This is a genomic window from Dactylosporangium sucinum (assembly GCF_014647515.1).
Lineage (GTDB): Bacteria > Actinomycetota > Actinomycetes > Mycobacteriales > Micromonosporaceae > Dactylosporangium > Dactylosporangium sucinum.
Genome location: NZ_BMPI01000006.1, coordinates 161,371 through 178,518, shown reverse-complemented (window position 1 = coordinate 178,518; position 17,148 = coordinate 161,371). Strand labels below are relative to the sequence as shown.

General features: G+C 72.1%; 17 protein-coding genes, 1 tRNA gene, 1 other RNA gene and 1 pseudogene. 12 read left to right on the top strand and 8 right to left on the bottom strand.

The features are described from left to right. Nucleotides 1-16 precede the first annotated feature (16 nt). Complete coding sequence (locus IEZ31_RS08025) at nucleotides 17-1,162, bottom strand: PQQ-binding-like beta-propeller repeat protein (RefSeq protein WP_190249114.1); 1,146 nt, start codon at nucleotides 1,160-1,162, stop codon at nucleotides 17-19. 115 nt (nucleotides 1,163-1,277) lie between these two features. Between IEZ31_RS08025 and IEZ31_RS08020 the strand changes: the two genes are divergently transcribed. Next, nucleotides 1,278-2,282, top strand: a complete 1,005-nt coding sequence (locus IEZ31_RS08020) for a prephenate dehydrogenase/arogenate dehydrogenase family protein (RefSeq protein ID WP_229834438.1) — start codon at nucleotides 1,278-1,280, stop codon at nucleotides 2,280-2,282. Between the two features lie 320 nt (nucleotides 2,283-2,602). Here the strand turns inward: IEZ31_RS08020 and mtnA are convergent, their stop codons facing one another. Continuing rightward, complete coding sequence (mtnA, locus tag IEZ31_RS08015; protein WP_190249113.1) at nucleotides 2,603-3,571, bottom strand: S-methyl-5-thioribose-1-phosphate isomerase; 969 nt, start codon at nucleotides 3,569-3,571, stop codon at nucleotides 2,603-2,605. A gap of 144 nt (nucleotides 3,572-3,715) precedes the next feature. Between mtnA and IEZ31_RS08010 the strand changes: the two genes are divergently transcribed. Continuing rightward, a complete protein-coding gene (locus tag IEZ31_RS08010; protein WP_190249112.1) occupies nucleotides 3,716-4,174 on the top strand; it encodes a hypothetical protein in 459 nt (152 codons plus the stop codon). A gap of 3 nt (nucleotides 4,175-4,177) precedes the next feature. Next, nucleotides 4,178-5,221: a PHP domain-containing protein gene (locus IEZ31_RS08005; protein ID WP_190249111.1), complete on the top strand. Its 1,044-nt coding sequence runs from the start codon at nucleotides 4,178-4,180 to the stop codon at nucleotides 5,219-5,221. Here IEZ31_RS08005 and IEZ31_RS08000 read toward each other — a convergent pair. After that, entirely contained in the window at nucleotides 5,114-6,121 is a 1,008-nt protein-coding gene (locus tag IEZ31_RS08000) for a DMT family transporter (protein WP_190249110.1), read from the bottom strand. The genes IEZ31_RS08005 and IEZ31_RS08000 overlap by 108 nt on opposite strands. Nucleotides 6,122-6,254: 133 nt before the next feature. On the opposite strand from IEZ31_RS08000, the gene IEZ31_RS07995 reads away from it, so the two are divergent. The 4 genes from IEZ31_RS07995 (at nucleotide 6,255) to IEZ31_RS07980 (ending at nucleotide 10,026) form a co-directional block, all read left to right on the top strand. Continuing rightward, entirely contained in the window at nucleotides 6,255-7,925 is a 1,671-nt protein-coding gene (locus tag IEZ31_RS07995; protein ID WP_190249109.1) for a DUF885 domain-containing protein, read from the top strand. A gap of 5 nt (nucleotides 7,926-7,930) precedes the next feature. After that, complete coding sequence (locus IEZ31_RS07990; RefSeq protein ID WP_190249108.1) at nucleotides 7,931-9,004, top strand: CaiB/BaiF CoA transferase family protein; 1,074 nt, start codon at nucleotides 7,931-7,933, stop codon at nucleotides 9,002-9,004. 171 nt (nucleotides 9,005-9,175) lie between these two features. Further along, nucleotides 9,176-9,652: a DUF6232 family protein gene (locus IEZ31_RS07985; protein WP_190249107.1), complete on the top strand. Its 477-nt coding sequence runs from the start codon at nucleotides 9,176-9,178 to the stop codon at nucleotides 9,650-9,652. A gap of 179 nt (nucleotides 9,653-9,831) precedes the next feature. Continuing rightward, on the top strand, nucleotides 9,832-10,026 hold the full coding sequence (locus tag IEZ31_RS07980) for a DUF397 domain-containing protein (protein ID WP_190249106.1): 195 nt from the start codon (nucleotides 9,832-9,834) through the stop codon (nucleotides 10,024-10,026). 49 nt (nucleotides 10,027-10,075) lie between these two features. Here IEZ31_RS07980 and IEZ31_RS07975 read toward each other — a convergent pair whose 3' ends face one another. The 3 genes from IEZ31_RS07975 to IEZ31_RS07965 form a co-directional block, all read right to left on the bottom strand. Then, complete coding sequence (locus IEZ31_RS07975) at nucleotides 10,076-10,276, bottom strand: DUF397 domain-containing protein (protein ID WP_190249105.1); 201 nt, start codon at nucleotides 10,274-10,276, stop codon at nucleotides 10,076-10,078. Between the two features lie 76 nt (nucleotides 10,277-10,352). Next, complete coding sequence (locus IEZ31_RS07970; protein WP_190249104.1) at nucleotides 10,353-11,234, bottom strand: helix-turn-helix domain-containing protein; 882 nt, start codon at nucleotides 11,232-11,234, stop codon at nucleotides 10,353-10,355. A gap of 355 nt (nucleotides 11,235-11,589) precedes the next feature. Beyond that, nucleotides 11,590-11,859 (bottom strand): hypothetical protein, encoded by a 270-nt coding sequence (locus tag IEZ31_RS07965; RefSeq protein ID WP_190249103.1) that lies wholly within the window; start codon nucleotides 11,857-11,859, stop codon nucleotides 11,590-11,592. A 329-nt stretch (nucleotides 11,860-12,188) separates the two neighbouring features. Here IEZ31_RS07965 and IEZ31_RS07960 point away from each other — a divergent pair, with 329 nt between their 5' ends. Then, on the top strand, nucleotides 12,189-12,677 hold the full coding sequence (locus IEZ31_RS07960) for a hypothetical protein (RefSeq protein ID WP_190249102.1): 489 nt from the start codon (nucleotides 12,189-12,191) through the stop codon (nucleotides 12,675-12,677). Nucleotides 12,678-12,737: 60 nt separating this feature from the next. Here the strand turns inward: IEZ31_RS07960 and IEZ31_RS07955 are convergent. Next, a tRNA-Ser gene (locus tag IEZ31_RS07955) sits at nucleotides 12,738-12,822 on the bottom strand. A 54-nt stretch (nucleotides 12,823-12,876) separates the two neighbouring features. On the opposite strand from IEZ31_RS07955, the gene ffs reads away from it, so the two are divergent. The 4 genes from ffs (at nucleotide 12,877) to recR (ending at nucleotide 16,800) form a co-directional block, all read left to right on the top strand. Then, nucleotides 12,877-12,970, top strand: an RNA gene (gene ffs / locus IEZ31_RS07950) — signal recognition particle sRNA small type. A gap of 70 nt (nucleotides 12,971-13,040) precedes the next feature. Further along, nucleotides 13,041-15,812: a DNA polymerase III subunit gamma and tau gene (locus IEZ31_RS07945; RefSeq protein WP_190249101.1), complete on the top strand. Its 2,772-nt coding sequence runs from the start codon at nucleotides 13,041-13,043 to the stop codon at nucleotides 15,810-15,812. 61 nt (nucleotides 15,813-15,873) lie between these two features. Further along, a complete protein-coding gene (locus IEZ31_RS07940) occupies nucleotides 15,874-16,194 on the top strand; it encodes a YbaB/EbfC family nucleoid-associated protein (protein ID WP_229834474.1) in 321 nt (106 codons plus the stop codon). 12 nt (nucleotides 16,195-16,206) lie between these two features. Next, nucleotides 16,207-16,800, top strand: coding sequence for a recombination mediator RecR (gene recR, locus IEZ31_RS07935; RefSeq protein ID WP_190249099.1), 594 nt, complete (start codon nucleotides 16,207-16,209; stop codon nucleotides 16,798-16,800). A 54-nt stretch (nucleotides 16,801-16,854) separates the two neighbouring features. On the opposite strand, the pseudogene IEZ31_RS07930 reads toward recR, so the two are convergent. Beyond that, a pseudogene (locus tag IEZ31_RS07930) lies at nucleotides 16,855-17,148 on the bottom strand (hypothetical protein); the annotation flags it as partial.

The following is a 17,148-nucleotide window of genomic DNA, read 5'->3' as shown; positions in this document are numbered from 1 at the left end:
AGCTTAGCCCGGCCCGCTAACCGAACACGGCGAGCCGTTTCTGGGTGACGCCACCCATGGTGGTGAACTCGCCCCCGGCGACGATCACCCCGAGCGGCTCGTTCGTCGCCAGGGTGCGCACGCCGGCGATGCCGTTGGCCTGGGGCGCCCAGTCGAGCAGGCGGCCGTCCTGGCCGGCGGCGGCGAGCTTGATCCGGGAGACCGAGCCGTCGGTGCAGGCGCCCCGCGCGCCGTTCTTCGCCGTGGTGCAGGCCCGGTCGAAGTGGCCGCCGATGTACGTCACCCCGCCCAGCGCCGTGATGGCCTGGACATCGCCGTCGAAGACGCGGGTCCAGCGGACCCGGCCCGTGGGCGTGTACGCGACCGCCCGGCCGCCCTGCCCGCCCATGCCGGCGTAGACGTTTCCGGCGGCGTCGACGGCCACCGCCAGTACCACCGCTGAAGGACGCGGCAGGAACCCCTTGTCGAGCGTCCCGGTGACCGGGTCGACGGCGGTGAGGCGCAGCGAGTTGCTGACGTTGTTCGTCTTGTGGAACGACCCCGCCAGGTACACGCGGCCCGCGGTGACGGCCAGCGCCTCGACCCGGTTGTCGGTGGTCGGGGCCCAGCGGGGGTCGAGCGCGCCGGTCGCCAGGTTGAAGGCGGCGAGGTTGGTCCGCTTCGTGCCGTCGACGGTGCTGAAGCGGCCGCCGAGGTACAGCCGCCCGCCCCCGATCCCGATGGTCGTCGCCGAGCCGCCCACCTCGTGGCTGAACGCATTGACCGCGCCCGTGGTGGCGTCGAGTTCGGCGAGCGAGTCGCGCTTCACCCCGGAAACCTTCGAAAAGTCACCAACTGCATACACAGAGTTACCATGGGTGGCTAGTCCGCGGACCGTGTTGTCGGCCGCGGGTGCCCAGTCGAGCAGCGCGCCGGTGCGGGCGTTGAACGCCGCCAGGCGGGTCCGCGGGTAGGTCTTGCCGGCCACGACGGCCTTGCTGAACGAGCCGCCCACGTAGACGTTGTCGCCCCGAAACGCCACGGACCAAACGGTTCCGTCGAAGCTCGGGGACCGGAGCGGGAGTCGCTGGACGGTGGCGGCGCCGGCGGCGGAGGCGCCCACGAGGGCACCGGCCGTGGCGGCGGCCAGGAGCCCGAGCGCGAATTTCCGGATGAGTCGCATGGCGCTCACGGTAACTGCTCGTAACGGTCCAAATCGCCATGAACGGGATGGACCGGGCGTTCGGTGGGGTGTCCCGAGCCGAACGGGTGACCGGCGAGTGTGCGAGAGTTCCGCAGTGCGTGATGCGACGTTGAACGTGGCGGTGATCGGCCTCGGGCTGATCGGCGGGTCGGTGCTGCGGGCGCTGGCGGTGCACGGCCACCGCGTCAACGGGTACGACGCCGATCCGGCGACGCGCGCCACCGCCCGTACCGCCGCCGCACAGGCTCCCGCGAACGCTCGCTGGCACGTGACCGGCACCGTCGCCGACGCCGTCCGCGACGCCTCGCTGGTCGTCGTGGCCGTGCCGCTGCCCGCGGTCGAGGCGGTGTTCGACGAGCTGGCATCGTTGTCGTACGTCGGCGTGGTCACGGACGTGACGTCGGTGAAGGGCCCGGTCCGCGACCTCGCGGCCGACCGCCTGCGCACGGGCGGCCAGGCGCTGGCGACGTTCATCGGCGGCCACCCGATGGCCGGCCGGGAGACGTCGGGCTTCACCGCCGCCGACCCGCGGCTGTTCGAGGGCTGCGCCTGGGTGCTGTGCCTGGCCGAGGACGGCGCGCACGTGCGGGACTGGATGGACCTGGCCGCGCTGGTCACGGCGCTGGGCGCCCGCGTGGTGCCGGCCACGGCCGACGAGCACGACCACGCGGTGGCGTCCATCTCCCACGTCCCCCACCTGGTCGCCGCCGCGGTGGCCGCCCGGGTCGCGAGCGACCCGCTGGCGGCGACGCTGGGCGCGGGCTCGTTCCGCGACGGCACGCGGGTGGCGGCGGCCCGCCCCGAGCTGACCGCCGCGATGTGCGGCGGGAATGCCTCCGCGGTACTGGCGTCGCTCGACGCCGTCATCGCCGACCTCAATGCCGCCCGCGCGATCCTGGACGGGGCCGACCCGATCGGCGCCCTGGCGCCGTGGCTGACCCCGGGCCACACCGCCCGGCTGGCCTGGCCCCCGACGCCCGGCGAGACGGCCGACCTTCCGGCTCGCGCCGATGTGCTGCTGCGGCTGGGGCGCGTGGGCGGCTGGATCGAGTCGGTTTCGGACGACCGCCGGACCGTCCGCGCCGTCCGCCCGGCCTGACCCGCACCGCGCCGCGCGCCGCGCGCCCCGCCCGCACCGCGCCCTGCGCCGCGCCGCACCGCGCCGTGCCGTGCCCCGCCCGCACCGCGCCCCGCCCGCACCGCGCGCCGCGCCGCACCGCGCGCCGCGCCGCACCGCGCCCTGCCCGCACCGCGCCCGCACCGTGTTAACGCTTAGACGTTGGTCGATTAACCCTCATGTCGATCACCAAATCCGAGGGTAGATAGACCAACGTCTGTCAACGGCCAGCCCCACGGCCCACGCCTCGGCGGCCGCCGCGCCGTGCCTCAGCACGGTCGGTCGCAGTGGCGAACCAAGAGTCAGCGCGGTGGTGGAGCGGGGCGCCAGACGCGGCGGTCGGTCACGATGGCCGTCACCAGCGCGGCCGGGGTCACGTCGAAGGCCGGGTTCACCGCCGCCGTGCCCGGGGGAGCCGTCGTTCCGGTCACCTCGGCGGCGCCGCGGTCCTCGATCTCCACCTTGTCGCCGCTCGGCGTGTCCGCGTCCACCGTCGTCTCCGGGGCCACGCAGATGAACGGGATGCCGGCCGCGCGGGCGCCCAGTGCGTGCGCGTAGCTGCCCACCTTGTTCACCACGTCGCCGTTGGCGCAGATGCGGTCGGCGCCCAGGATCACCGCGTCCACCTCGCCGCGGGCCATCAGGAACGGGCCGGCCGAGTCGACCGCCAGGCGGTGCGGGACGCCGGCCCGGGCCAGCTCCCAGGTCGTCAGCCGGGCGCCCTGCAGCAGCGGCCGGGTCTCGCTCGCGATGACGCCGGCCAAAGCGCCGCGGCGGTGCAGCTCGAAGACCACCGCGAGCGCTGTTCCCTCGACGACCGTCGCCAGGCCGCCGGTGTTGCAGTGCGTCAGCAGCCGCGGGGACGGGCCGCACAATTCGAGCACCAGGTCGGCGCCGCGCCGGGCCATCTCGGCCGAGTTGAGGATCTCCTCGTCCCGCAGCTGCAATGCGGCCGCGAGCACGGCGTCGAAGGACGGCAGGTGGGCGGCCGCGCGGTGGACGCCGCGGGCCAGGTTCACCGCCGTCGGCCGGGCCTCGGCCACCAGCCGGACCGCCTTGTGCAACTCCGCCGGGTCGGAATGCTGCCGCACCGCCAGTGCGACGCCCAGCGCGCCGGCCACGCCGAGCGCCGGGGCGCCCCGGACGGCGAGCCGCCGGATGGCGTCGACGAGCGCCTCCACCGTGGTGAGCCGCAGGTGGACCGCTTCGGCGGGCAGCCGGGTCTGGTCGACGATGACGACGGCGTCGTCAATCCAGTCAATGGTGTGCATCAATGGTCCGTTTCGCCGTGGCCGCCCGGTCGGGCGCGGGGATTCGTCCGTTCGGTTTTGTGAAAGCGCCGACGTCCGACGTTGCCGAGCGTACATTCGGGATTCATGAGCACCGTATTGGCGCTCGCGACGGTCCCCTTCCTCATGGCGGCCGGACTGCTCGCGTTGATGAAGGTTCCAACCCATCTCCAACTCACCGTCACGGATACCGCCCTGCTCATCGAGCCGCAGGGCCTCGATCGCTGGTGGACCCGCCGAGGCAGGATCGCGGTGCCGGTGGCCGCGATCAGCTCGGTCCGCATCGTGCCACGCTCCGAGGCGCCGGCTCTCCCGCCGAAGGACACCGCCAAGGGCGCGGCCAGGGCAAAGGCCAAGGACGCGCCGCAGAAAGCCAACGGCATGCACCTCAACGGCATCATCACGGCCGGCGTGCACGGCGACACCTTCTGGGACGTGCGCCGCGGCGACCAGCTGCTGATGATCACCTGCAAGCCGGGCTTCGAGTTCGGTGCGCTGGTGCTGCAGTTCGCCAATCCGTTCGCCACGCTGACCCGCACGCGCACCGTGATTGCGCACAACGGCTCGCGGAGCACTAGCGTCTGACGCATGCCGACCGCTCGTGATCCGCTCGCCGACCTGCGCCGCATCGCGTACCTGCTGGAGCGAGCCCACGAGAAGACCTACCGCGTCCGCGCCTTCCGGGGCGCCGCCACCGTGCTCGGCAAGCTGCCCGACGGCGAGCTCGCGGCCCGCGCCAAGGCCGGCACGCTGACCGAGCTGGCCGGCGTCGGCGACGTCACCGCCCGCTGCGTGGTGGAGTCGCTGGCCGGCGAGGAGCCGGTGTACCTGCGCCGCCTCGAGTCGACCGCCGGCCAGGACCTCGACGAGGCGACCAGGTCGCTGCTCGAGGCGCTCCGCGGCGACTGCCACGCGCACTCGGACTGGTCCGACGGCGGGTCGCCGATCGACGAGATGGCGCTGGCGGCGGTCGACCTCGGCCACGAGTACCTCGTGCTCACCGACCACTCGCCGCGCCTGACCGTGGCCCGCGGGCTGTCCGCGGAGCGGCTGGAGGAGCAGCTCGGCGTCGTCGCCGACCTCAACGCGGGGTTCGCCGGGCTGGGCCTGTCGTTCCGCATCCTGACCGGCATCGAGGTCGACATCCTCGCCGACGGCTCGCTCGACCAGACCGACGAGCTGCTGGCCCGGCTCGACGTCGTCGTCGGCTCGGTGCACAGCAACCTCAAGGACGAGCCCGAGGTGATGACCCGCCGGATGGTCACCGCGCTGGCCAATCCGCACCTCGACATCCTCGGGCACTGCACCGGCCGGCTCATCACCGGCGGGCGGGGCACCCGGCCCGAGAGCCGGTTCGACGCGGCGGCCGTCTTCGCGGCGGCGGTCGAGCACGACAAGGCCATCGAGATCAACTCGCGGCCGGAGCGGCTCGACCCGCCCAAGCGGCTGCTGCGGGTCGCGCTGGAGACCGGCTGCAGGTTCTCGATCGACACCGACGCGCACGCGCCCGGTCAGCTCGACTGGCTACCCAACGGGTGTGCGCGCGCCGTCGCCTGCGGGGTCCCGCCGGAGCGCATCGTCAACACGCTGCCGGCGGCTGACCTCCTCGCGTGGGCGGCGTCGCACGGCTGAGAACAGGCCCTGCGACGCGCCGACGCCGGCGAGGACGATGAGCCCGCCGACGGGCTGGTGCCAGGTGAGCGTCTCGCCGAGGAAGACGGTGCCGGCGACCGCGGCCACGAACGGTGGCAGGTAGGTGACCATCGAGCCGGTCGTGACTCCAGCGGTACGCACCACGTGAAAATTCAGCGCGAAGGCGATGCCCGTGCCGAAGACGCCGAGGGCGACGACCGCCAGGTAGACGCGCGGCGAGTGGCCGAGGAGGGCCGGCGGGGCGCCCGCGATCAGGGGCGCGGCGATCAGCAGGTGCAGGGTCGACATGATGAGCTGCCCGACCGACAGCTGCAGCGGCGTGACGTCGAAGTGCTTCATCAGCCAGCGGGTGTAGTTGAACGCGATGCCGTAGCAGAGCACCGCGCCGAAGAGCATCAGCTGGCCCACCGCCGAGCTGCCCCCGACGCCCTCCCACACGCCGAGCACGACGAGCACGCCGACGAACCCGATGAGGAGGCCGGTCAGCTGCCGGCGGCTCGGCCGCTCGCTGCGCACCGCGACCAGCGTCACCAGCAGCGTGGTCAGCGGGGCGGTGCCGTTCCAGATGCCGGCCAGCACCGAGGGCACCCGCTGCTCCGCGTAGCCGAACAGCGTGAACGGGATCGTGCACGCGAACAGTGCGAACACGAAGAGGTGCGTCCACAGCCGGACGCCGCGGGGCAGCGGCAGGCGGCGCACCGCCAGGTAGGCCAGCAGCGTGAGCGCGCCCAGCGCGATGCGGTACCCCGCGATGTACACCGGCGCCAGCTCCGTCAGCGCGTCCTTGATGAACATGAAGCTGGTGCCCCAGATCAGGGCCACCGCGAGGAACGCGGGCAACCAGCGGCGCATCGGGGCGTCAGGGGCCGGACTCGTCATGGGCCTTACTCTGCTCCTCCGCCGGCCGGCCCGTCGCGCGGATTTCGGACCTCCACGTGCAGGTCAAGCCACAGGTTCGGAATTGGCCTGCGCGGGACCCACGAGGGGGCGGTGGTTCGCGTAGGGTCGGCGCGTGGGATCTATCGATGACATCGCCAACCGGTATGTCGAGCAGTGGGCGCCCCTTGACCCGATCGGGGCGACCTTCGTCGGAGTGGCCGGATACGACGACCAGCTGACCGACCTGTCACCCGACGGCTTCGCCGCCCTCGCCGACCTCGACCGGCGCACCCTCGCCGCGCTCGACGCCGAGACGCCCGCCGACGAGTCCGAGCGCGTGGCCAAGGAGGCCATGCAGGAGCGCCTCGGATTAGCCCTGGAGCGGTATGAGGCGGGCGACATCACGAGCGACGTCAACGTGATCTCCAGCGCCCTGCACGGGGTGCGCAGCTCGTTCGATCTCATGCCCACCGAGGGCGAGCAGGCCGCCGCGAACATCTCGGCCCGGCTCGCCGCCGTGCCGAAGGCGCTCGCCGAGTGGTGCGAGACGCTGCTGACCGAGGCGCGGCAGGGCCGGGTGGCGCCCGCGAAGCAGATCATCGAGGTCGCCAAGCAGTGCGAGGTCTGGGCCGCCACCGACGGCGACAACTTCTACCCCGACCTGGCCGCCCGCGTCGGCGGCGGCACCCCGGGGCTCGCCGCGGAGCTGGCCCGCAACGCCGAGGCCGCCCGCGCGGCGACCGTGGAGACCGGCGAGTTCCTGCGCCGCGAGCTGGCCCCGCTCGGCCGCCCGAAGGAGGCCGCCGGCCGCGAGCGCTACCAGCTGGCGTCCCGCTACTTCCTCGGCGCGACCGTCGACCTCGACGAGGCCTACGCCTGGGGCTTCGAGGAGCTGGCCCGGCTGGAGAGCGAGATGCGCCAGGTCGCCGACAAGATCGTGCCCGGCGGCACGATCGACGAGGCGGTCGCCGCGCTCGACGCCGACCCGGCCCGCACGATCCAGGGCAAGGAGGCGTTCCGCGACTGGATGCAGCAGCTCGCCGACGCCACCGTCCAGGAGCTCAACGGCCGGCACTTCGACATCCCCGCGCAGGTCCAGCCGATCGAGTGCATGCTGGCCCCGACGTCCGACGGCGGCATCTACTACACCGGCCCCAGCGAGGACTTCTCCCGCCCGGGCCGCATGTGGTGGGCGGTGCCCCAGGGCGTGGACAGCTTCTCGACCTGGCGCGAGGTCACGACGGTGTACCACGAGGGCGTCCCCGGCCACCACCTGCAGATCGGCCAGACCTACGTGCGGGCCGAGCTGCTGAACCGCTGGCGGCGCATCCTGGCCTGGTCCTCCGGCCACGGCGAGGGCTGGGCGCTCTACGCCGAGCGGCTGATGGACGAGCTGGGCTACCTCGCCGATCCGGGCGACAAGCTCGGCATGCTCGACGGGCAGGCGTTCCGCGCGACCCGCGTGATCGTCGACATCGGCATGCACCTGGAGCTGGAGATCCCCCGCGACAACCCGTTCGGCTTCGCGCCGGGCGAGCGATGGACCCCCGAGCTGGGCTGGGAGTTCCTGCGCGCCCACTGCCGGGTCGAGGAGAAGAGCCTGCGGTTCGAGCTGAACCGGTATCTCGGCTGGCCGGGCCAGGCGCCGTCCTACAAGCTCGGTGAGCGGGCCTGGCTCGCCGCCCGCGACGAGGCCCGCGCGCGCAAGGGATCGGCGTTCGACCTGAAGGCCTTCCACCGCGACGCGCTCAACCTCGGCTCGCTCGGGCTCGACCCGCTGCGGGCCGCGCTGGCCCGGCTCTGACGAAGTTGGGCGCGCTCGACGGCATCCTCGTCGCGGACTTCTCGCGCGTGCTGGCCGGGCCGCTGGCCACCATGACCCTCGGCGACCTCGGCGCCGACGTGGTCAAGGTGGAGCGGCCCGGGCCGGGCGACGATACGCGCACGTGGGGCCCGCCGTATGCACCCACCGGGGAGTCGACGTACTTCCTGTCGGTCAACCGCAACAAGCGGGGGCTGACGCTCGACCTCGCGTCGCCCGCCGGCCGGGAGGCCGCGCTCGACCTGGCCCGGCGGGCCGACGTGCTGGTGGAGAACTTCGCGCCGGGCACGATGGAGCGCTTCGGGCTCGGCTACGAGCAGATCGGCAACCCGCGGCTCGTCTACGCGAGCGTCACCGGGTTCGGGCGGGGGCAGCCGGCTCCGGGGTACGACTTCCTCATCCAGGCCGTCGGCGGGCTGATGTCGATCACCGGCGATCCCGGCGGCCCGCCGACCAAGGCCGGGGTGGCGCTGGTGGACGTGCTCGCCGGCCAGCAGCTCACGTCCGGCATCCTCGCGGCGCTGTACGTGCGGGAACGCACCGGGCGCGGGCAGCGGGTCGAGGTCAACCTGCTGAGCAGCCTGCTGGCCGGGCTGGTGAACCAGGCCTCGGCCGTGCTCAACGCGGGCGCGGCGCCGGCGCGAATGGGCAACCGGCACCCGAGCATCGCGCCGTACGAGGCGTTCGACGCGTCCGACGGCCCGTTGGCGGTCGCGGTCGGCAACGACGGCCAGTTCGCCCGGCTGTGCGCGGCCCTCGGTCTCGATCTCGCCGGCGACCCGCGGTTCGCGACCAACGCCGCCCGGGTCGCGCACCGGGACGCGCTGGCCGGCGCCCTGGGCGCGGTCTTCGCCGGCGAGCCGGTCGCGCACTGGGTCGGCGCGCTCACCGCCGCCGGGGTGCCCTGCGGGCCGGTGAACTCGATCGCCGAGGCGATCGCGCTGGCCGAGCGGCTGGGCCTGGCCCCCGTCGTCGAGCTCGACGGCCGGCGCTCGGTCGCCTCGCCGATCACGATGTCCGAGACGCCCGTGTCGTACCGCAGGTCGCCGCCTACCCATTAACGCGGTTGCCCGGACGACGGCCGGCATGGTGTCGTTGACCAGGGGATGTCGCTCAGCGTGCAGGGGGTTGCACGGCGGGTTGGCGTACACCAGGTTGCGATATGGCAGCTTGTGGTCTGGCGATCTGTGACGCGGCTAACTCATACTGGTGACGGGGCTGAGGGGGGATCGATGCCAACCGTCTTCTACCAGGGCCACGACGTCGTCATCAGCGACGACGTCTTCGCCGTGTGGAAACCGGCCCCCCAGGTCTACGACCTGGAGGGTCTGGAGGATGTCCACGTCGAGCACAACGAGATCCGTCCGGCCATGCCCGTGTGGCTGGCCGTCGGGGTGCTGGTCGTCGCGGGTGCGACGGCCGGTTGGGCGCTGGTCGGGGGGCCGGGCGCCTACGTCGTGACCGCCGTGGTGATCGCGGTGCCGCCGATGGCGGGCCGCGCGCTACGGGTGTTCACGCCGATCATGTGGTCACTGCGCGCCACGTATGCGGGCGCCGAGGTGACGCTGTTCGAGTCGGCCAACGTCTTCGTGTTCAACCGGGTGCGCAAGGGTCTGTTCCGGGCGCTGCGGGCCAACGCGGCCAGCCTGGACCGGCTGGACCGCGCCGGGTATGGCGAAGCTTTCAGGAGGCTGAACCAGTCGCTCTAGCATCGACAGTGATCGCTCGCCGGGTGGAGATCCACCTGGCGGGCGTTCATTCATCTGTGGGCCGTCCCGTTTGGGGGGATTCGCGGCTTCGTGGCGTGCCATGTCCCGCATATGCGTGTGGCGGAGCGCACGGAACTTCGTATGCTGAGGATTCAAGTCCAGGGCGGAGGGGAGGGCCCGTGACTGAGGTGTTCTGGCGACGAAGTTCGAAGTGCGGCTCGAGTGCCTGCCTCGAGTTCACACAAAGCGCGGATCGCGTCATCGTCCGCGACGCCAAGGAGCCGCACGGTGTCGAGCTGGAATTCGACGCCGCGGCCTGGTCCGCGTTCGTGTCCGAGATCTGCCGGGGTGGCCTGCGTCAGCAGGGTGAGTGAGGGGAGTTGAGCGCGTCGCGAAAGGCCCGCGCTCAACCGGTCGGGTGAGTTACTGGAAGTCGAAGTTTCCAGCTCTTACACCGGCAACGAACGCGTCCCACTCCGCACGGTCGAACGTGAGCACCGACCCGTTCGGGTTTTTGGCATCACGTACAAGGAACGAGTCGGCATGCTTCGCGACCTCAACGCAGGAACTCGACCCACAGAAGTCACTCTTGCGCCACTCGAGACGCGTGTCCGCTTGCTGCACTCTCTATCTCACCCTTTCCGTTGGGCGGCCGATCTGGCCGCCCGTCCCACTCCGAGCGACTCCGCTCAGAGTTCAATTATGGGTCGGAACGCAGGAGCTCCTCCGCGCGGGTCTTGATCATTTGCGTCGACTGCTCTTTGCTGATGGCGGCGTTCCACATGCGGTCCCACAGGGCGCGGTGCTGGACGATGCGATGTGCGTTGTCGACGATCTCATCGAAGACCAGGCTCTCCCGATACAGGACCGCGTGTGCGACGTCATCGGCCTCCAAGTAGAGGAGCTCGAACTCTCCTACGCCGGGATACGCGTTGTCGAACGGGTGGATTCGTGCGGAAAGCCAACCGTCCTGGATCGCCTCGGCGACCTCATTCAATTGTTGGCCCAGGTTTACCCTGCCGATCCCCATCGTTCGCAACAGGACCGATTCATCCAGTAGGGTGAAGACCCGGGGTCGGGGCTCGCGCTGCAGAAGTCCCTGCTTGCGTCTGATGCGCGCCTCGATTCGGGCGTCCCTTTCCTTGGGCGTCAGTTCATGGCTGTACTGATCCATGATGCCTCTCGCGTACTCGCGAGTCTGCAGAACGCCCGGAAAGTACAGTGGATAGAAATGTCGGATGATCGTGGCCTCGGCCTCGAGCCCGATCAGTTGCCGCATCGCCGGGGTGATCATGCCCTGGAATCGCGACTCGTCCCACCAGCGCCGCTGTTTCGACGCCTTTGCGGACTGGACGAGGGACTCGATCAGCACGCGGTCGCGGATGCCGAGGTAATTGAGCAGCGGGCGCAGATCGTTCGGCGAGATCGTGACCTCGCCGCTCTCGATGCGCATGACCTTCGACAGTGACCAGTCCATGGCGTCGGCGACCTGGCCCTGCGTGTAGCCCTTGGCGTTGCGCGCGTCGCGGATGGCCAGCCGGACTCGCCGGCGCGCCACCGCGGGCGTATCACCCAGGCTCATGCGCGTGTGCCCCTCGTCGGACCCGTCCGTTGACCTTGAAATACATCCGCTTGGCGTGTGGCGACTAGCTGTATCGCAAGTTGCGGCTCACCATACTGTTCTGAAGTGTGGCTCGGGTTGCACGTCTGGGCGTGTCGGACGCGCATGCCCCATCGGTGGCGGATCATGCGGTCGCGCGGCGGCCGTTCGTGGGCCGCCTGACATTGTTGCGCTCGGCTTGGCCGTTCGCTACCCGGCCGCCAGCTTTATAGCAGATCGTGACCTACCGCACAGTAGGTCGCCTGCGAGATGAACACCATCCCTCACAGGCGACCTTGACCTGCGGTTTCGCGGTTCCTGCGCAGGCGAGGACGGGTTAGCCGCGCCGCGCGGCGCGATGCTCGAGCGCGCGGATCAGCGCCCGTCGTACGTGACCGAACGTCGTCGCGTTCGTCGTGCTGAAGAGCCGGACGTCGCGGGCGCCGTAGCGGGCGCGGATCTCCTGGGCCGAGCGGAAGCGACTGCCGCGGCCGTGCTGGACGATGTACGGCTCGCGCACGTCGTCGAGGCGGTAGCGCACCGGGTAGGGGCCGAGGATGATGAAGTGCTCGCTGGTCACCACGATGTCCGGACCTTCGTAGAACATGCGCATCTTCCCTCCGCTCTCGGTATTGCGGAGGCGTTGTCGATGCGTAAGGATTACGTCAGGTATCACCGTTATCCCTCCGCGTAAGCGTCGAGGGGAGCGCAAACAGCACCCGGTCGCCGCCGGGTGCTGTTGCGTTTCCGCCTCGCGGGCCCATCTGGCTCGTATGTACATGGTCCCATGCCGCATGACCAGGCGCTAGGTGACAACCTGCGATATCGCAGACTGCGGTGTGACCACCGGCGGTCCGGCACGTAGCGGCACGGTGTGACCAGCGCAAACAGCGGGGTCGGCCGGAACCGGGTCCGCCGTTCGGCCGTCCTACCCGCATGGGACGAGTCGTGTTGGCGGCGCTGGTCGTGCTGGTTCTGGCCGGGTGCGGCCGGCCTTCCGGGTCCGCCGAGCGGGTGGAGTACCGGGCGGATTATCCGATGTACGACAGCATCCAGATGCTGCACGAACGGGCGACACTGGTGGTGGTGGGCTCGGTGCTCTCGGCGAGCGTCCGTTCGCTCGACGGCATGGTGCACACGGTGTACCGCGTGCAGGTCGACCGGCGCTTCAAGGGCACCTCGGCCGCGTCGATCGAGGTGAAGCAGCTCGGCGGCGCGCTCGGGGGCACCGTCTACGCCGAGGCGGGTGGCATCGCGCTGCGGACGGGGACCCGCTACGTGCTCTTCCTGGAGACCTATCCGGACTCGCCGGCGTCGCTGCTGAACCCGGCCCAGGCCCAATACGTCCTCGGGGGCGGTGACCGGCCCGAGCCGGTCGACCCGGCCGGCTTCGACTTCACCCTGGACTCACTCGCGGCCCTCTGAAGCACGCCGCCGGGCGGCCCGGTGAACCGAGCGCCCGGCGTTTTGCCTGGTCAGGCGGTGCGGAGGATACGAGATTCGAACTCGTGAGGGTTTTATCCCAACACGCTTTCCAAGCGTGCGCCCTAGGCCTCTAGGCGAATCCTCCGTGCGCCAGGATACCCATCGCTCGCGCCGCTCGCGCACCGGGTATTGTGGTCCCCAAGCCACTCGTGCGGCGTCATCTTACGAACCTCCCCAGGGCCGGAAGGCAGCAAGGATAAGTGAGCTCTGACGGGTGCACGGGTGGCCTTCGTGCTTCCCCGGTTTTGTCGGTGGGCAGGGGTAGCGTGGTGCCCGCCCCGAGGAGCGAACGGAGGAACGCTGGTGGCCCTCGCGCTGTATCGAAAATACCGGCCGCGCACGTTCGCCGAGGTCATCGGGCAGGAGCACGTCACCGAGCCGCTGTCGCAGGCGCTGCGCTCCGGCCGGCTCAACCACGCATATCTCTTCTCCGGCCCGCGCGGTTGCGGCAAGACGAGCAGCGCCCGGATTCTGGCCCGCTCGCTCAACTGCGAGCAGGGTCCGACGCCCGAGCCGTGCGGCGTCTGCCAGTCGTGCCGCGACCTGGCCCCCGACGGCTCCGGCTCGATCGACGTCATCGAGATCGACGCGGCCAGCCACGGCGGCGTCGACGACGCCCGCGACCTGCGCGAGCGGGCGATCTTCGCCCCGGTGTCGAGCCGGTTCAAGGTCTACGTCATCGACGAGGCCCACATGGTCTCGTCCGCCGGCTTCAACGCGCTGCTCAAGCTGGTCGAGGAGCCGCCGGACTACGTCAAGTTCGTCTTCGCCACCACCGAGCCCGAGAAGGTGCTCGGGACGATCAAGTCCCGCACCCACCACTACCCGTTCCGGCTCATCCCGCCGGGTGTCCTGCGGCCCTATCTCGAGCAGCTCACCTCCGCCGAGGGCGTGAAGGTCGAGCCCGCCGTGTTCCCGCTGGTGGTGCGGGCCGGGGCCGGCAGCGCCCGCGACACGCTCTCGGTGCTCGACCAGCTGATCGCCGGCGCCGGCGACGACGGGGTCACCTATGCGCGGGCCGTCGCCCTCCTCGGTGTGACGGACGTCGCACTCATCGACGAGATGTGCGAGGCCCTCGCCGCCGACGACGGCCGCGGCGCCTATGGCGTGATCGACCGCGTGGTCGAGGCCGGTCACGATCCCCGCCGGTTCGCCTCCGACCTGTTGGAGCGGCTGCGCGACCTGATCGTGCTGCAGCAGGTCCCCGACGCCGTCGACAAGGGCCTCCTCGACGCTCCGCACGACCAGCTGGAGCGGATGGGCATGCAGGCCACCCAGCTGGGCCAGGCGACCCTGTCGCGGCTCGCCGACATCGTCCACAACGGCCTGACCGAGATGCGCGGCACGACGGCCCCGCGGCTGCTGCTGGAGCTGATCACGGCCCGCATGCTCCTGCCGGGGGCGGACGACTCGAGCAGCGCGCTCCTGCAGCGCCTGGAGCGGATGGAGCGCCGCCTGATGGCCGGCGGCGTGCCGGCTCCGGCCGCGCCGTCGCCGGGGGTGCAGGTTGCGGAGCCGTCCTCGGGTGCCGGTGCCTCGGACGGGTCCGCTTCGGGTCGGTCCGGGGCGTCGCCGGCCGGCAGCGAGCCGCCTGCGCCTTCCCCCCGGCCGTCTTCAGCACCCCCTCCCGAGCCTTCCGTGGGGCCGGCTCCCGGGCCCTCGCCTGAGCCCGCTGCCGAGCGTCCTGCCGAGCCGGCGCGGTCGGTCGAGCCGGCTCCCTCGGCGCCGCCACCGGTGGCCCAGGGCGGTGGTGGCGGCCTGGACGCGTCGGCCGTCCGCCGGGTGTGGCCGGACGTGCTCTCCCGGGTCAGCGAGAAGAGCAAGAAGGCCGCCGCGATCGTCCGCGAGGCCACGGTCCACGAGGTCGAGGGCACGACCCTGGTCCTCACGTTCAAATACGTCACCCACGCCAACATGCTCAGCAACTCCCCGGATGTCCTGGTCGGGGCGCTGCAGGAAGTGCTCGGCGGGCGGTGGCAGATACGCTGCGAAGTCGGTGGTCAGCCGGGCGGCGGAGGCGGCGGCCGCCCGGCGAGCCCGAATCCCTCCCCTCAGCCGCCCACCCCCCAGCCCACCTCCCAGCCGAGCGCAGCGCCCCCGCCGCGCCCCGCGCCCCCGGTCCCGAGCCAGCCGGCCCCGCCCGCGGACGCTTCCGGCTGGCCGGCCCCGGCCGGCGGCCGAGCCCCGGCCGAGGCCACGGCGGGACGCCGCGCGACGGCGGAGGCCGGAGACTGGCCGACTCCGGCGTCCCCGGGCGGCCGCGCTCCGGCCGGGGAGGGCTCGTCCGACGACGGCTGGCCGACCCCCGCCATTCCCGGCGGTCGCGCACCGGTCGGCCAGGTGTCCACCGGCGACTCCGGGAGCACGTCCGCGGACCACGCCTCGTCCGACGGCGGCTGGCCCACGCCCGCGACGCCCGGTGGTCCGGCTGCCGGCTCGGCACCCGCCAGCCAGGCACCCACCAGCGACGGTCCCGCCAGGTATGCGCCCACCAGCGCCGCACCCGGCGGCCAGGCGCACACCGGTGCCGGCTCCGCCGGCTCGGGACCCACCGGCGCCGCCGCCGGCCCCGCGCCGGCCATTCCCGCACCTGTCAGTCCCACGCCTGTCAGTCCCACGTCCGGCGGTCCCGCGCCGGAGAGCCCTGCCCGGCCGGCGCCTGCCGGCGCTCCACCCGGGCGACCCGCGCCCGCCGGTGCTCCGTCCGGGCGTCCCGCGTCCGGAGGCTCCCCGTCCCGCGGGGCGGGCGGGCGGGCGCGGCAGGGCGGGAGCAGCGCGATCGAGCTGGCGCGCGAGGCGGCCCGGGCGGCCGCGGCCGGGAGTGGGCAGCGGCGTCCGGGGGCGACGGCACCCGGCGCGCCCGCCGAGTCGGCGTGGGACGGGGCGGGCGCCGACGAGCCGCCGTTCGATCCGGACTACGACGCGCCGGTGTCCGATCCCCGGTTCCCGGGGCTCGACCCGGGCGACGAGCTGCTCGACGACGCCACGGCCGTGCGGGAGACCAGTGAGGAGGCCGCGTTGCGGCTGCTCACCGAGGCGCTCGGCGCGGAGAAGATCGGCGAGACGACCGCCTGACTAAGCTGGTGGCAAACCGACATTGAAGGAGCACACTGTGCGGCCCGGTGGACAGCCCAACCTGCAGCAGATGATGAAGCAGGCGCAGAAGATGCAGCAGCAGATGGTCGCCGCGCAGGCGGAGCTGGCCGAGGCCGAGCTCACCGGCACGGCGGGCGGCGGGCTGGTGAGCGCCGTCGTGCGCGGTTCGGGCGAAGTGGTGAGCATCAAGATCGACCCCAAGGCGGTCGACCCCGACGACGTCGAGACGCTCGAGGACCTCATCGTCGCGGCGCTGCACAACGCGGCGCAGGCGGCGCGCGACCTCACCGAGGAGAAGATGGGCCCGCTCACCGCCGGGCTCGGCGGCCTGGGCGGCGGCCTCGGGCTGCCCGGCTTCTAGCGGGCGCCGGGCGTGTACGAAGGCGCCATCCAGGACCTGATCGACGAGCTCGGTCGTCTGCCCGGGGTCGGGCCGAAGAGTGCGCAGCGCATCGCGTTCCACGTGCTCTCGGCCGACCCCGCCGACGTCAAGCGGCTCGCCCAGGCGCTGCAGCGGGTGAAGGAGCTCGTGCGCTTCTGCACCCGCTGCTACAACGTGGCCGAGGCCGAGCTCTGCCGCATCTGCCGCGACCCGCGCCGCAGCGACGAGGTGTTCTGCGTCGTCGAGGAGCCGAAGGACGTCGTGGCGATCGAGCGCACGGGCGAGTTCCGCGGGCGATACCACGTGCTTGGCGGCGCGATCAACCCGCTGGAGGGCGTCGGCCCCGACAACCTGCGCATCCGCGAGCTGATGACGCGGCTCGCCGACGGCGCCTGCAAGGAGCTCATCCTGGCGACCGACCCCAACACCGAGGGCGAGGCCACCGCGACGTACCTCGCCCTGCTCGTCAAGCCGATGGGCCTCAACGTCACCCGCCTCGCGAGCGGGCTGCCGGTGGGCGGCGACCTGGAGTATGCCGACGAGATCACCCTGGGCCGCGCCTTCGAGGGCCGGAGGGCGATCTAAGGCCAGTTTCGCAACTGGGCCCGCCGCAGCCCGGCCCCAGTTGTGAAGCAGGCCTTAGCCCTCGGGGCGGTTCAGGATCCCGGCGACGACGGCGTGGATCGCGGCCGCGTCGGCCGGCTCGCGCACCTGCGCCCTCCCGCCCGTCACCACGTACCACTCCTCGGCGTCCTTGTACTGCACCCACACCACGACCGCGCCCGCGGCGTCGACCTCGGTGCGCAGGGTGAGCTCCCCGGTGATGACGCCGACCTCGTCGGTCATCACGCCGCCCGGCCCGGCCATGATGTCCGTGACCAGCGGAGCGGGAGGGGTGGGCGCCGCGGGAGCGGGCGGGGCGGCCGGCGTCGA